The sequence below is a fragment of the Prochlorococcus marinus str. MIT 0912 genome (genome assembly GCF_027359595.1).
Lineage (GTDB): Bacteria > Cyanobacteriota > Cyanobacteriia > PCC-6307 > Cyanobiaceae > Prochlorococcus_B > Prochlorococcus_B marinus_C.
The window spans coordinates 1,354,889-1,367,696 of the sequence record NZ_CP114783.1 but is presented as its reverse complement, the minus strand read 5'-3'; the positions used below and the strand labels follow the sequence as shown (position 1 = coordinate 1,367,696).

Annotated in this window: 13 protein-coding genes; 7 read left to right on the top strand and 6 right to left on the bottom strand. The window is 34.1% G+C overall.

Features of this window, described 5'->3' with window-relative positions:
* Positions 1 to 79 precede the first annotated feature (79 nt).
* The gene (locus O5640_RS07860; protein ID WP_269611857.1) at positions 80 to 2,536 is read left to right on the top strand and encodes an N-6 DNA methylase; all 2,457 of its coding nucleotides are present in this window, start codon (positions 80 to 82) and stop codon (positions 2,534 to 2,536) included.
* A gap of 229 nt (positions 2,537 to 2,765) precedes the next feature.
* On the opposite strand, the gene guaA is transcribed toward O5640_RS07860, so the two are convergent.
* Both guaA and cbiD read right to left on the bottom strand, forming a co-directional pair.
* Positions 2,766 to 4,352 (bottom strand): glutamine-hydrolyzing GMP synthase, encoded by a 1,587-nt coding sequence (guaA, locus tag O5640_RS07855; protein ID WP_269611855.1) that lies wholly within the window; start codon positions 4,350 to 4,352, stop codon positions 2,766 to 2,768.
* A 69-nt stretch (positions 4,353 to 4,421) separates the two neighbouring features.
* Complete coding sequence (gene cbiD / locus O5640_RS07850) at positions 4,422 to 5,564, bottom strand: cobalt-precorrin-5B (C(1))-methyltransferase CbiD (RefSeq protein ID WP_269611853.1); 1,143 nt, start codon at positions 5,562 to 5,564, stop codon at positions 4,422 to 4,424.
* 79 nt (positions 5,565 to 5,643) lie between these two features.
* On the opposite strand from cbiD, the gene O5640_RS07845 reads away from it, so the two are divergent.
* Positions 5,644 to 6,798 (top strand): pyridoxal-phosphate-dependent aminotransferase family protein, encoded by a 1,155-nt coding sequence (locus O5640_RS07845; protein WP_269611852.1) that lies wholly within the window; start codon positions 5,644 to 5,646, stop codon positions 6,796 to 6,798.
* A 23-nt stretch (positions 6,799 to 6,821) separates the two neighbouring features.
* Here O5640_RS07845 and O5640_RS07840 read toward each other — a convergent pair whose 3' ends face one another.
* On the bottom strand, positions 6,822 to 7,010 hold the full coding sequence (locus O5640_RS07840; protein ID WP_269611850.1) for a hypothetical protein: 189 nt from the start codon (positions 7,008 to 7,010) through the stop codon (positions 6,822 to 6,824).
* A gap of 289 nt (positions 7,011 to 7,299) precedes the next feature.
* On the opposite strand from O5640_RS07840, the gene O5640_RS07835 reads away from it, so the two are divergent.
* Together O5640_RS07835 and O5640_RS07830 are read left to right on the top strand one after the other, a co-directional pair.
* Positions 7,300 to 7,671 (top strand): DUF6554 family protein, encoded by a 372-nt coding sequence (locus O5640_RS07835; RefSeq protein WP_269611848.1) that lies wholly within the window; start codon positions 7,300 to 7,302, stop codon positions 7,669 to 7,671.
* Between the two features lie 140 nt (positions 7,672 to 7,811).
* Complete coding sequence (locus O5640_RS07830; RefSeq protein ID WP_269611846.1) at positions 7,812 to 8,222, top strand: HNH endonuclease; 411 nt, start codon at positions 7,812 to 7,814, stop codon at positions 8,220 to 8,222.
* 4 nt (positions 8,223 to 8,226) lie between these two features.
* Here the strand turns inward: O5640_RS07830 and O5640_RS07825 are convergent, their stop codons facing one another.
* A complete protein-coding gene (locus O5640_RS07825) occupies positions 8,227 to 8,451 on the bottom strand; it encodes a hypothetical protein (protein ID WP_269611844.1) in 225 nt (74 codons plus the stop codon).
* Between the two features lie 32 nt (positions 8,452 to 8,483).
* On the opposite strand from O5640_RS07825, the gene O5640_RS07820 reads away from it, so the two are divergent.
* Together O5640_RS07820 and pdxA are read left to right on the top strand one after the other, a co-directional pair.
* Entirely contained in the window at positions 8,484 to 9,380 is an 897-nt protein-coding gene (locus tag O5640_RS07820; protein ID WP_269611842.1) for an SDR family oxidoreductase, read from the top strand.
* Between the two features lie 187 nt (positions 9,381 to 9,567).
* Positions 9,568 to 10,593 (top strand): 4-hydroxythreonine-4-phosphate dehydrogenase PdxA, encoded by a 1,026-nt coding sequence (gene pdxA / locus O5640_RS07815; RefSeq protein WP_269611840.1) that lies wholly within the window; start codon positions 9,568 to 9,570, stop codon positions 10,591 to 10,593.
* A gap of 9 nt (positions 10,594 to 10,602) precedes the next feature.
* On the opposite strand, the gene accB is transcribed toward pdxA, so the two are convergent.
* Positions 10,603 to 11,100, bottom strand: a complete 498-nt coding sequence (gene accB, locus O5640_RS07810; protein ID WP_269611838.1) for an acetyl-CoA carboxylase biotin carboxyl carrier protein — start codon at positions 11,098 to 11,100, stop codon at positions 10,603 to 10,605.
* Positions 11,097 to 11,660 carry an elongation factor P gene (gene efp, locus O5640_RS07805; RefSeq protein ID WP_036906095.1) on the bottom strand — a complete coding sequence of 188 codons (564 nt, stop codon included), beginning with the start codon at positions 11,658 to 11,660 and terminating at the stop codon, positions 11,097 to 11,099. Before efp ends, accB begins: the two co-directional genes overlap by 4 nt.
* Before the next feature lie 63 nt (positions 11,661 to 11,723).
* Here efp and O5640_RS07800 point away from each other — a divergent pair, with 63 nt between their 5' ends.
* Complete coding sequence (locus O5640_RS07800; protein ID WP_269611836.1) at positions 11,724 to 12,800, top strand: peptidylprolyl isomerase; 1,077 nt, start codon at positions 11,724 to 11,726, stop codon at positions 12,798 to 12,800.
* The last annotated feature ends 8 nt before the right edge of the window (positions 12,801 to 12,808 follow it).

Here is a 12,808-nt window from a genome sequence, read left to right as displayed (position 1 = left end):
TGATGTTTTGTTACCTTTTTAACTTTGACAAGCAAGATCAACTTTTTCTCATCAAACTTATAGGAACTTCTGAGTAATAGTGGGCGAATCAACTTTCCAGACAGAGGAAAAACTCACACTCCCACAACTTCAGTCATTTCTCTGGGGAAGTGTGAAAACACTTCCAGGATACGATCCTCTTGAATTTATTGAATATATCTTAGGAATACTTTGTCTCAAACACCTTTCTGATGAATTTAATGAAGAAAGGGAAAGTATCGTCAAATATTACTTAGACAAAGACAAAACACAAAAACAGGCGGAAAAATTTGCACTTCAAAAAGAACAATATACTAAAAGTTTTTTTATTCCTGAATATGCGCGCTGGGACAACCTAAAACATTTAACCTATGACATTGGAGAAAGACTTAATAAGGCAACAGAAGCAATAGAGGAGCAGAATTCCACGCTAAAAGGAGCATTGGTTTCTATTAATTTCAAATTCAAAAAAGGATTAGATGAAAGGTGGTTAAAGAATCTTCTCACTCATTTCTCAAGTTTGCGATTAAACAAATCAAATTTTGAGCAACCAGATTTACTTGGTACTGCCACTGAATATTTAATTGAACAGTTTGCAATCTCTCAAGGCAAAAGGGGGATGGATTTTTGCACAACTATTGAGATCGTTAATTTATTGATTAAATTGTTAAAACCAAAAGCAGACATGACAATTTATGACCCTACTTGTGGGTCAGGTGGAATGTTAATACAAGCAAGAAATTATTTAAAAGCAACGGGACAGAAAACATCGAACCTAAAGTTATCTGGTCAAGAAATCAATCTAAGAACATTAACGGTTTGCAAACTCAATATGCTGTTACATGGTGTTCATCAATTAGACATTAGGAACGGAGATACACTAAAAAATCCTCAACATATCGAAAATGGAAAAATAATGCAATTTGATCGTGTGATAGCAAACCCTCCTTTATCACTAAGAAATTGGGGTCGAGAATATGCTGAAAATGATTATTATGAACGTTACAAATATGGAATTCCATCATCCTCAATGGGTGATTGGGCATTCATTCAACACATGATTGCTTCCCTAAATCAAAAAGGTGTTCTAGGAGTAGTCGTTCCTCATGGCGTTCTTTTTAGAGGAGGAGCAGAAGAAAACATAAGAAAAAGAATTATCTCTGAAGACATTATTGAGGCAGTCATTGGTCTTCCTCCTGGGTTATTACAAGGAAGTGGAATTCCAATAGCACTTCTAATCATCAATAAAAACAAAAGCAATGATCATAAAGGAAAAATTCTTTTCATTGACGCCAGTCATGATTTTAAACAAAGTCGAAGAGGAAAAACTCTTGAAGATGAGAATATATCAAAAATAGTCTCCTGCTTTGAGGCGTTCAAAGAAATGGACTCATACTCAAATGTTATCTCAGTAGAGTTTATAAAAAAGCAAAAATATAATCTTTCAGTTAGAAGATACGCAGATAATTCTCCAGAAACAAAAGCATTAAAAAGATTACTAAAACAGTATTCAGACTACAATAGTTATCCACTTTCAGAATTAGGAATTGAAATCAAAGGAGAAGAAAAAAAAATTAAAGATATAAAAAACTCAATTTATATTCCAATAAAACCAACACAAAATCCTCTGACAGATTACGAGAAATTAGACAAACTCAATAATCCATTACACATAAAATTTGACCCTAAATTAGTTATTAACGAGTACGTCTCTTTATTTCTTAAATCACCACTAGGGAAATTAATGCTTAAAAATATTGCTTTTGGCGTTTCGTTGCAAAAAATAGAGTGGCAATCAAGAATTTCTGAAGAAGGATCACTATCTGCAATGAGGATACCAGTTCCAGAACTTAAAGATCAAAAACAGATTATCAAAGCAAGTAAGCGCTTAGACCAATTAAGAGAGCATGTCGAAGATTTAGAAAATGGTATCGCTCTTAGTCCATTAAGCACTAATACTGTGCTTGAAAAAGTCGAGAATATGTTAGAGGTTATTGGAGAACTTACTGAAGGAGAAAAGATAAATTCTCTTATTCGCAAAGGAGAGTCAGCAACTTTAGAATTTAAAGAAAGTTTAAGTTTAGATGTGAAACAAATTCAAAATAATAAATCCTATAAACCAAAAAAAGAAGACCGGATGGAAGTAGCAGTATTTAAAACAATTGTTGCTTTTTTGAATAGTGAAGGAGGTTGTCTTCTAATAGGAGTTAATGATGAAGGAACTATAAATGGATTACAACAAGAAATTGATATAAACTTTAAAGGCAAAAAAGACAATTTTTTATTGCATTTTAAAAACCAATTAAAATCAAAAATTGGTGAACAATTTTACGATTTTATTCATCATAGAATTATATCCATAGGTAATAAAGATATTTTAGTAGTTAATTGCCTTAAATCAGACATAGAATGTTTTCTAGAAGGTAAAGACTTTTATATACGTACAAATCCAGCAACAGATTTATTACAGGGAGCAAAACTAATTGCATATATCAAAACTCATTTTAAGAAAACATAAGATTAGAATTATCAATTAAAACCTGTTCAATAAAGGCACTTTGTAATTCAAGTAATTATGCAAAATGGTGTTGATCATACGTAGAGAAGTCGTAGATCAATTCTTAGCAACTGAACATTGCAAAAACAATCACCGGTGTAGAGAAAACAAACTATCTACGATTTCTCTGTAGAGAAGGGGACAAGGGGAACATACATTTTAGTCTATAACTACGTTCTAGTAGTCGATACTATTCCCACTCAATAGTTCCTGGAGGCTTGCTTGTTATATCCAAAACAACTCTATTAACTCCCTCGACTTCGTTAACTATACGGTTAGACATTTTCTCTAGAACTTCATACGGTAAACGAGACCAATCGGCAGTCATTCCATCTTCACTTGAAACACATCGAACAACAATTGGCCATGCATAGGTTCTTTGATCTCCCATTACACCAACTGAATAAACAGGCAACAAGACAGCGAAAGCCTGCCAAATCTCGTTATACAAACCTGCCTTTTTCACCTCTTCTCGCACAATTAAATCTGCATCCCTTAAACAATTTAGCTTTTCATGAGTAACCTCTCCTAAAATTCTTATAGCCAATCCTGGACCTGGAAATGGATGTCTTCTAACAATCTCATCTGGTAATCCAAGTGATTTGCCAACTTTTCTAACTTCATCTTTAAATAAACGTCTCAAAGGCTCTACCAATTTAAATTGTAAATCTTTAGGTAAACCTCCTACATTGTGGTGACTTTTTATTTTAACCGCTATTCGATCACCGGTCTTTGGATCAATATTTGTTCCAGAACTTTCTATTACATCTGGATAAAGCGTACCTTGAGCCAAATAATCAAAAGGTCCCAATCGAAGACTTTCCTCTTCAAAAACCCTAATAAATTCTCTACCAATAATTTTACGCTTTTGCTCAGGATCAGTGACTCCTATTAATTTTGAAATAAATCTTTCTCTTGCATTGATATATTCAACATTAATTTTAAACTTTTCATCGAAAAAAGACATTAAAAATTCAGGCTCTCCTTTTCTCATAAATCCTTGATCAATGAACATGCATGTCAACTGAGGTCCTATTGCTTTGTTTAATAAAAATGCAAGAGTTGATGAATCAACACCACCCGATAGAGCCAGTAAAACTTTTTTATCGCCTACTTGTTCTCGTACTTGAGAAACAGCTTCATCTATGAATAAGTTAGTTGTCCAATCGGCCTCACATGCACATATATGAAATACAAAATTTCTTATTAAAACCATTCCCTGAGTGGAATGAACAACTTCGGGATGAAATTGCACCCCATAAAAACTCTTCTCATGCAAGGCAATAGCTGCTTCTGAAGTGTTGGAAGTATGAGCTAATCTGACAAATCCCTTAGGTAATTCCTGAACTGAATCCCCGTGGCTCATCCACATTGTTGATCCACTCATGACATTTGTTAATAACGCTGTTGGATCATCAACTGCTAAAGCAGCCTTTCCATATTCTGCTTTCCCAGTAGCAGGTTTTACTGATCCTCCTAACTGATGAACCATTAATTGCATTCCATAACAAACACCAAGTACAGGAACGCCTAATTTAAAAATCTCTGGATCACAATAAGGAGCACCTTCTTCATAAACAGACCCAGGCCCTCCGCTTAAAATTATCCCTTTAGGCTTAAGAGACCGTAATTGATCTGCAGATGTTGTATAGCTCATAACTAATGAGTAAACCTCTGTCTCTCTAATCCTCCGAGCAATTAATTCTGAGTATTGAGAACCAAAATCGAGAATTACGATTGCTGGATTACGTTTTTCATTTGAAATCATTGAAGCCATATCAACCTAATAAATCCTTGCAAAACATTCTTATCAAATAGAATAATTACCAGCATAGGAATGTGCTTATCACTTAAGAATTAACCCTAAAGAATTTATTTGTTTCACACCATCAAAACCAGCCCAACGAATTTGCCTTTTACGATCAAACAAAACAGATCCTATTTCCATTGATGACGACAAATATCGATTTACATAATTGCGGCTTTTAATTTCAATTTCTTTAGCCATCCTGCCCCAAATCAAAGATACGGCCTCAGGATTGCGCGCCTCAAGTGTTAGTAAAGCATTTTCCACAGAGGTTGATTTGCTTATTAACTGAATCAACTCAAAAGAAATATCTTCTCTTACAGCAAGTGAAGTGAGAATCTCAATCCTTCCATCAGCGAGATGGTGATGGGTATGAAAAATGCCTCCAGAGAGTTTTATCAACTTTCCATGATAACCAAATAACAAAAGTTTTTTCACACTATTTTCTGCAGCAGCAACAAGAAGAGGACCTAACCAATTACCCGTTTTAATAATTTGATGAGCTGGAAGTCCAAATTTCAATGCTAAATCTCTTCCATTTTCACCAATAACAAAAATCAGACATCCATCAAATGTTGATTTAGTACAAATATTCTGCAAAATCTCCTCACAGTTTTTCAACTGATCAGGAGAAGCACTAATTTGAGCCTCAGCCTGTGTCCCAATGAGGGACAATCCATCTACAACTCCAAATGCTTCGTTACTTGTTCTTAAAGCAAGATCTTTTCCTTCAGGTAAAACAATCTCTACTTTGATTGAAGTGCCTTTAGGTAAAAGGGGGTATAGGTTTATACACAACAAATCACGTGCAAACTTAGATATGCATGGCTGGTCGGATGATTCATATTTACCTACTCCATAACCGGCATGGAAATCAAGCCAAGAGGGAAAACCATTTTCAACAATCTTTTCAGATTGACAACTTGATTGACTGAATTGAATATAGGCCCATATTTCTAGTCCTCTTGTTATGTCAAGAGGTAAGCCAGACTGACAGTGACTGACCGCTAAAGATCTCTCACCATTATCAAGTAACGAAGAAGAACAAACAGGTACATTAATTGATTTTTTTTCATTTGGTAAATCAATTATTTCAGTATCTCTGAATTTATTTCCAATAAGAATATTTGTTGCAGACTTTGCAGCTGCAACCACCCAAATTGGAAGAGTAAATTTATTCAAATCATTGGAAGAGCTGACGATAGAGGAAATTCCCTAAATAATTTTTTAAAATAATAATAATCTAGATCTAAATAAGTAAATGCAGGACAAACTCAATCTAATGATTCCTGGACCAACACCGGTACCAGAAAATGTTTTGAGTTGTATGAGTAAACACCCAATCGGTCATAGGAGTGGAGATTTTCAAAAAATTGTTCAAAGAACAACTGAGCAACTGAAATGGCTTCACCAAACAACTTCTGACGTACTAACAATTACTGGAAGTGGAACAGCCGCAATGGAGGCAGGAATAGTTAATACATTAAGCAAAGGTGATCGAGTTATCTGTGGGGATAATGGAAAATTTGGCGAAAGATGGATAAAAGTTGCAAAAGCATATGGGCTAGATGTGCAAGTCGTAAAAGCTGTTTGGGGAGAGCCTCTGGATCCAAATCAATTCAAAAGGATTCTTGAAGAGGATACAAATAAAACAATTAAAGCTGTAATTTTAACTCATTCAGAAACTTCAACTGGAGTGATTAATGATCTTAAAGCAATTAATAATGAAGTAAAAAACCATGAAAAAGCTATAACTATTGCCGATTGTGTAACAAGCCTTGGAGCATGTAATATTCCAATGGATGAATGGGGAATTGATGTAATAGCTTCAGGTTCTCAAAAAGGTTACATGATTCCACCTGGGCTTAGTTTTGTTGCTATGAGCAAAAAAGCATGGGAAGCAAATGAGCAATCAAATTTGCCTAAGTTTTATTTAGATCTAAAACAATATTTAAAAGCAGCTAATAACAATAGTAATCCTTATACACCTGCAATAAATCTATACTTTGCTTTAGAAGCATCACTAACAATGATGCAAAAAGAAGGTTTAAATAATATTTTCAACCGTCACACTCGTCATCAAAAAGCGACACAAGAAGGCATAAAAGCAATGGGTTTAAACTTATTTACAAACGAAAGTTTTGGGAGTCCAGCAATAACAGCTGTTAAGCCTGAGAATGTAGATGCTGAAAATATAAGAAAAACAATAAAGAGTGACTTCGACATACTCCTTGCAGGAGGTCAAGATCATTTAAAAGGAAAAATCTTTAGAATTGGTCATTTAGGATTTGTAAATGATAGAGACATTATTAGTGTCATATCCGCTTTAGAAAGCACACTTTCTAAAATGGGAAAACTAAATACCCCAATTGGCCAGGGTATTGCAAAAACAATTGCAGTATTAAATAAAGAATAATATTTTAGACATCGCTTAACTAATTATCTAGTTTTGATTAAATGAAGCACTTGAGGCCCAACCCCACTGGCCATTCTCTCTTTATCAAGTGCTTTTAAAATAAAAACAGCGCATGATTGTAAATCTCCCTCATCAGCATGAACTGAAGCATTCTTAAAGAAATAACCAGCCTCTTTTAAAAATGCTTGTTTTTTTACCTGTACTGCATTCATTATGAAATTTGTAAGTACAAACAATTTTTGTTAAATCACTATATCAAAAGATAGATAATTTAGTCATATAAAAAAATAAGGGGTTCAAAGTTTAAAATCTAATTAATCGATTTTTAAAAGGCTTTTTTTAATTCAAAGATCATAAAAGATAAGTAATAAAACGGAACACTAATACAAACAGGAGCTAGACAGGAGAGAGAAAAATAGATAATTTAAAATTGAAAATTCTCTGAAAATCATGCCAATTGGGATAAAGCAAAATTTCTTACCAATTTCATTAATTTGTTTAATGTGCGGTTCTACTTTCGGATTAAAAATTAATGCAGCAGTCACAAACGGAGCAGACATATATTGCTTTATGAGGAATGGGGGCAACAGTCATGAACCTAGCTGGGCAGCAGCCTATCAATTTATAAAAAATAAAAAACAAGGATTATTCAAAACTTCTCCAAAACAAGCTGCTTCATTAATTGTTGAAGAAGTAGTTCAAGATCCAATAAAATATGAAGATTGCATCAATTATTTAGGTGATCTATATACAGGTGAGTCAAGCCCCGTAGGATCTAGTGGAAATAAAGAATTAGAAAATGAAATAAATTCATTAACAGAGAGTAAAGAAAAAAGTCCTAAAGGCAAATATATAGATCGTTATGATTATTAATTAAATTTATATAAGTACAAAAGCGTCACGCTATTTCTTTATCAATTAAGAAATAAATATAATAAAATGTCAAAATGCAATTTTCGATACATTGACTTATTAGTCTATCAAGGCAAAATTCAACTAGTTAATTAATACGTATGCACAATAGGGACGCGGTTTTCTTAGAAGATCTCTGCCCAAAGCTACGTGACAGAAGATGGCGCAAGTCATTACATGAATACACTGGTAAAAGCTGCATTTATTGCGGAAAAAATTCAGAATCCATTGACCATATTTTACCTAGAAGTAAAGGTGGATTAACCATCACTGAAAATTGTGTACCTGCCTGTCTTTCATGCAATGGAAGCAAAACAGACAATGATGCTTTTGAATGGTACAGAAAACAACGTTTTTATGACCCAAGACGCTCTATGGCGATACGAGCATGGACAGAAGGAGACATTCGTTTAGCTTTAAGGCTTCTAAAATGGGCTAAGCCTAAACATAGTGAAGCTTTTGAGAGCTCAAAATCTCGATTGAATGAAGATATTTCTTGGCAAGCAGCATAAAGTTCTACCAAACTTGACAAGCTAAAGAAGAGTTATATTTTTCACATGTAGACGCTAAATCAGAAGACTTTTCAGGTACAACAACAATACAAAGAAGAAAGAAAATTGAAGCAAGCAAGGGTTTTATTAAATGCTGCTTTTTCTTTTGAACAGATAATCCTTTATGGTTACATAATTTACTAGCATCATTAATGGAATTCAGACTAGGCTTTAAATAAGAAGCAATCATGACCAAATAATCAACATAATACATTTGTACTAATGATTCAAGATATTGTCAAGCAATTGGATCCTCTACCGCCTAAATCAAAAGTAATCATATTTGGTGGCGGATTTAGTGGTCAGAGAATCGCAAGTGTAGGTAGAACTTTAGGAGCAAAAGTTTTGTGCAGCAGGAGGAAAAAAAAGAGCAGAGGAGCTGATTTCATATTTAATACCGATACGGAAGTCTCTAATGAAATTTTCGAGGGAGCAACCCACGTTTTAAGTTGCATCCCCCCCTTATCAAGTGGAGAGGACCCAGTACTCAATCAACTCAAAACACAATTACTAAATTCAAAAAATTTAAAATGGGTTGGTTACTTGTCCACTACTGGAGTCTATGGAGATACGAAAGGAGATTGGGTAAATGAAAAGTCATCACCAAATCCTCAACAAGAGAGAAGCATTCGCAGATTTTCCTGTGAAAAACAATGGTTAGAAACAAAACTTCCTGTTCAAATACTTAGATTGCCAGGTATTTACGGACCTGGAAGATCTGCATTTGAAAGCCTTCTAACAGGAACAGTCAAAATGGTCGATAAGCCTGGTCAAGTTTTTTCAAGAATTCATGTTGATGATATTGCTGGGGCTGTCTTATTTTTAATTAATCTCTACTCGCAAGGAAAAAATCCATCCATTGTTAACGTATCTGATAACTTACCATCAAATAATCTTGAAGTTATTGCTTTCGCAGCAAAATTAGCTCAAAAACCTTTACCAACGTCAGTACCTTTTGAAATTGCAAAAGAAACGATGAGCCCAATGGCATTATCTTTTTGGCAAGAGAATCGAAAAATTGATAACAAGTTATTATGCAAAACACTTGGTTATTCTCTAATTTATCCTAATTTTAAATATGGCTTAAAGGATTGTTTCTCAAAATTAGACATGAATTAAAAATCTTTATTTTCCAGATTAGATTTATTCACTTTTCTTTTTAAAAACTCGTGTAAGTTTAATGAATAATTAAAGTCTAATGAGATAAATCCAATATCATAAAACAACTTACTAAAAGTTATTATGCCAACCTTTACTGAAAGCCTTTACTAAGCTAAACAACTAAAAATCACTAAACTCATCACATATGGAAGAATTTAAAACAGTAAAAGATAATAAAAATAAAATTATTATTTCATTAGGTGATCCCGCAGGAATTGGGACTGAAATAACATTAAAAGCTCTTGGTTCTAACTACTTAAATAAAAAAATAAAACCTTTACTAGTAGGATGCAAAAATAATATTTATACAACTTATTCAAAGTTAATTAAACATGGGATAAATAATATTCCAAATCCAAATAATCTTGACATTATTGATATCCCTTTAAACAAGAAAGTTATTCCAGGAGAAGTCAATAAATATACTGGATCAGCAAGCTTTAAATGGCTATTTAATGCAACTAATTTACTTTTAGATGGGAAATCTAAAGCGCTAGTTACAGCGCCTATTTCAAAAATTGCTTGGCATAAAGCTGGTCATGAATTTGCAGGACAAACTGAATTATTAGGGAAATTAACTAATAAAAGAACATCTATGCTGTTTACAGCTCTATCACCAAATAATGGATGGAGATTTAATACTTTATTAGCTACAACACATATACCTCTTAATAAAATAAATGATTCTTTAACAAAAGAATTGATTAGATACAAATTAGATACCTTATTAAATTTCTGTCGTAGGTTCAAAGAGGAACCATTATTACAAATAGCTGGTTTAAATCCACATGCTGGTGAGGAAGGGAAAATTGGAATAGAAGAAAAAAACTTAATTATTCCTGTTTTAAATGAATGGAAATTAGATAATCCAAACATTAAAATTATTGGTCCTGTACCTCCAGATACCTGCTGGATTTCATCTATAAATGCATGGAATGGCTCCTCAAGTGCTAATAATGCACCCGATGGAATACTTGCGTTTTATCACGATCAAGGTCTCATACCTGTCAAGCTGATTGCATTTGATGAGGCTATTAACACAACTCTTGGGCTCCCTTTTGTAAGAACATCGCCTGATCATGGCACTGCTCTTGATATTGCAGGTAAATTTAAGGCAAGAGAACAAAGCATGATTGCTGCACTTAATAATGCTTGGCTTCTTTCACAATAAATACAACTTTTAGACAGGTTTTAATCTCATTAACACTTGACCAAACTCTACTGGTGTTCCATTCTCAACAAGAATTTCTATTACTTCACCACTGACCTCTGACTCTAATTCATTCATTAATTTCATTGCCTCAAGAATACAAACGGCTTGGCCCACACTGATTCGCGATCCAATTTCCACGAAAGGGGGCTCTTCTGGCCCTGGGGCGCGATAGAAGGTACCAACCATAGGAGCAGTAACTTCAACCAGGTCAGAGCGTGATCCAGGTACTGAAGGAGGAGGTGTGCTAGGCACAGGAGAAGCCTCAATTTTACGTTGAGGTGGTGGTGAATCAATCTCTGCCGAAGTAATTTTCTTTTGAGAAGTTATTAAATCTGAAGAAGTCCCAAGATTACGTTTAACTTCCAAGCAAAAGTCTTCTCCCTCAAGGCGAAACTCTTGAATATCGCTCTCAGCTAAAGTTGCAAGCAAGCGATGAAGCTCTTCGTGATCAAGATTCATAGTCATTGTGTTTCTCGGCCTAGATAACTGTCATTTCGAGTATCTACTCGAATTTTCTCACCAATTGAAATAAATAATGGGACCATTACTTGGGCTCCTGTTTCCAAGATTGCAGGCTTTGTCCCTCCTGAAGCAGTGTCACCTTTAACGCCAGGATCAGTTTCTTTAATTTCTAAAACAACTGAGTTAGGCAATTCAACTTCAAGAGGTTTTTCATTCCAAGACACTACATTAACCTCCATCCCTTCCTTTAGATATTTCCTACTTTCACCAATTTGTTTAGCTGTTAATCGTGTTTCTTCATAAGAAGTCATATCCATAAATACAAAATCATCTCCATCCATGTATGTATGTTGCAACTTTGATTTCTCCAAAAGAGCTTGTGGAACCATTTCCCCAGCTCTAAAAGTTTTTTCGACAACACTACCGCTAACAACAGCTTTTAATTTAGTCCTGACAAACGCAGAACCCTTACCAGGCTTGACATGTAGAAATTCAATAACACGCCAAACTGCACCGTCTAACTCGATAGTAGTGCCAGTGCGAAAGTCGTTACTTGAAATCATTCACACAAAAGATACCAATCGATCATAAGTCTGTGCCAAAGTCATGCAAAACATAGAAGTAACATGGCAAAAAAGATTTGCATTCTTGCGCTGATAACAATCCTATTTTCTTTGAGCTCTCCATGGATTGACACAGCTGCTGCAAGCCTTCCAAATGGTAATCGACTAAAAGATCCTTATGCAATCTTAAGAAATTCTTTACCGATTGACCAAAAAGAATTACGTGAATTACAAAACAAACTTGAAGATACCAACGATGATCTTCGAGGAAGTAGATGGTCAGCTATCAACAAAGCCACCTCGAGAAGTCAATTTTTAGTAAGTAATAGAAAAAATCAAATTCTTGATTCAATACCAGAAGAAAATAAAGAAAAAGCAGTTAATCTGCTCTCTAATTTAAATGAAGAACTTGATGAATTAAGACAAATAGCAAACGAAAAAAATAAAGTTTCATTCCTTGAAGTCAGACGTCAAAGTTTAAAAACAATTGATGATATAGAGTCTCTTTTAATTACAAATAATTTTCCATATAAAATACCCAGTGAATATGACAATTTACCAAGACTTTTAGGGAGAGCAAATGTAGAAATTAAAACTTCAAAAGGAAATATGGTTGCGATCATTGATGGTTATAATGCTCCTCTAACAGCTGGTGCGTTTATAGATCTTTCTTTGAAAGGTTTTTACGATGGTTTACCAATTAATAGGGCTGAAGAATTTTTTATTCTTCAGACTGGAGATCCTATAGGAGAAGCAATCGGCTACATAGATCCTGATAATAATGAGTTAAGAAAAGTTCCATTAGAAATAAGAACACCGAATTTGGAAGATACACTTTATGGTGAAACTTTTGAAGAAGTTGGCCTTTATACTGAAACCCCAGCACTTCCATTTGCAACTTTAGGAACACTTGGCTGGGCGCACTCAGATTCAGATTTAAATGATGGTTCATCTCAGTTTTTCTTCTTCTTATATGAAGCTGAATTAAATCCAGCTGGACGTAATCTTATTGATGGAAGAAACGCAGCTTTTGGTTATGTAATAGAGGGTTCTGACATATTAAATAAACTTGGAGTCGATGATAAAATTATTTCAATTAAAGTATTAAATGGTTCAGAAAATCTTAAATTAAAAGCTTAAATTTAAAA

Bases quoted from the DNA above. Each gene is read 5' to 3' on its own strand.
- O5640_RS07825 (WP_269611844.1), bottom strand. From the start codon at position 8,451: ATGATTGCTTCTTATTTAAAGCCTAGTCTGAATTCCATTAATGATGCT.
- O5640_RS07845 (WP_269611852.1), top strand. From the start codon at position 5,644: ATGCAGGACAAACTCAATCTAATGATTCCTGGACCAACACCGGTACCA.
- guaA (WP_269611855.1), bottom strand. From the start codon at position 4,352: ATGGCTTCAATGATTTCAAATGAAAAACGTAATCCAGCAATCGTAATT.
- O5640_RS07800 (WP_269611836.1), top strand. From the start codon at position 11,724: ATGGCAAAAAAGATTTGCATTCTTGCGCTGATAACAATCCTATTTTCT.
- pdxA (WP_269611840.1), top strand. From the start codon at position 9,568: ATGGAAGAATTTAAAACAGTAAAAGATAATAAAAATAAAATTATTATT.
- efp (WP_036906095.1), bottom strand. From the start codon at position 11,660: ATGATTTCAAGTAACGACTTTCGCACTGGCACTACTATCGAGTTAGAC.
- O5640_RS07840 (WP_269611850.1), bottom strand. From the start codon at position 7,010: ATGAATGCAGTACAGGTAAAAAAACAAGCATTTTTAAAAGAGGCTGGT.
- O5640_RS07830 (WP_269611846.1), top strand. From the start codon at position 7,812: ATGCACAATAGGGACGCGGTTTTCTTAGAAGATCTCTGCCCAAAGCTA.
- accB (WP_269611838.1), bottom strand. From the start codon at position 11,100: ATGACTATGAATCTTGATCACGAAGAGCTTCATCGCTTGCTTGCAACT.
- O5640_RS07820 (WP_269611842.1), top strand. From the start codon at position 8,484: ATGATTCAAGATATTGTCAAGCAATTGGATCCTCTACCGCCTAAATCA.
- O5640_RS07835 (WP_269611848.1), top strand. From the start codon at position 7,300: ATGTGCGGTTCTACTTTCGGATTAAAAATTAATGCAGCAGTCACAAAC.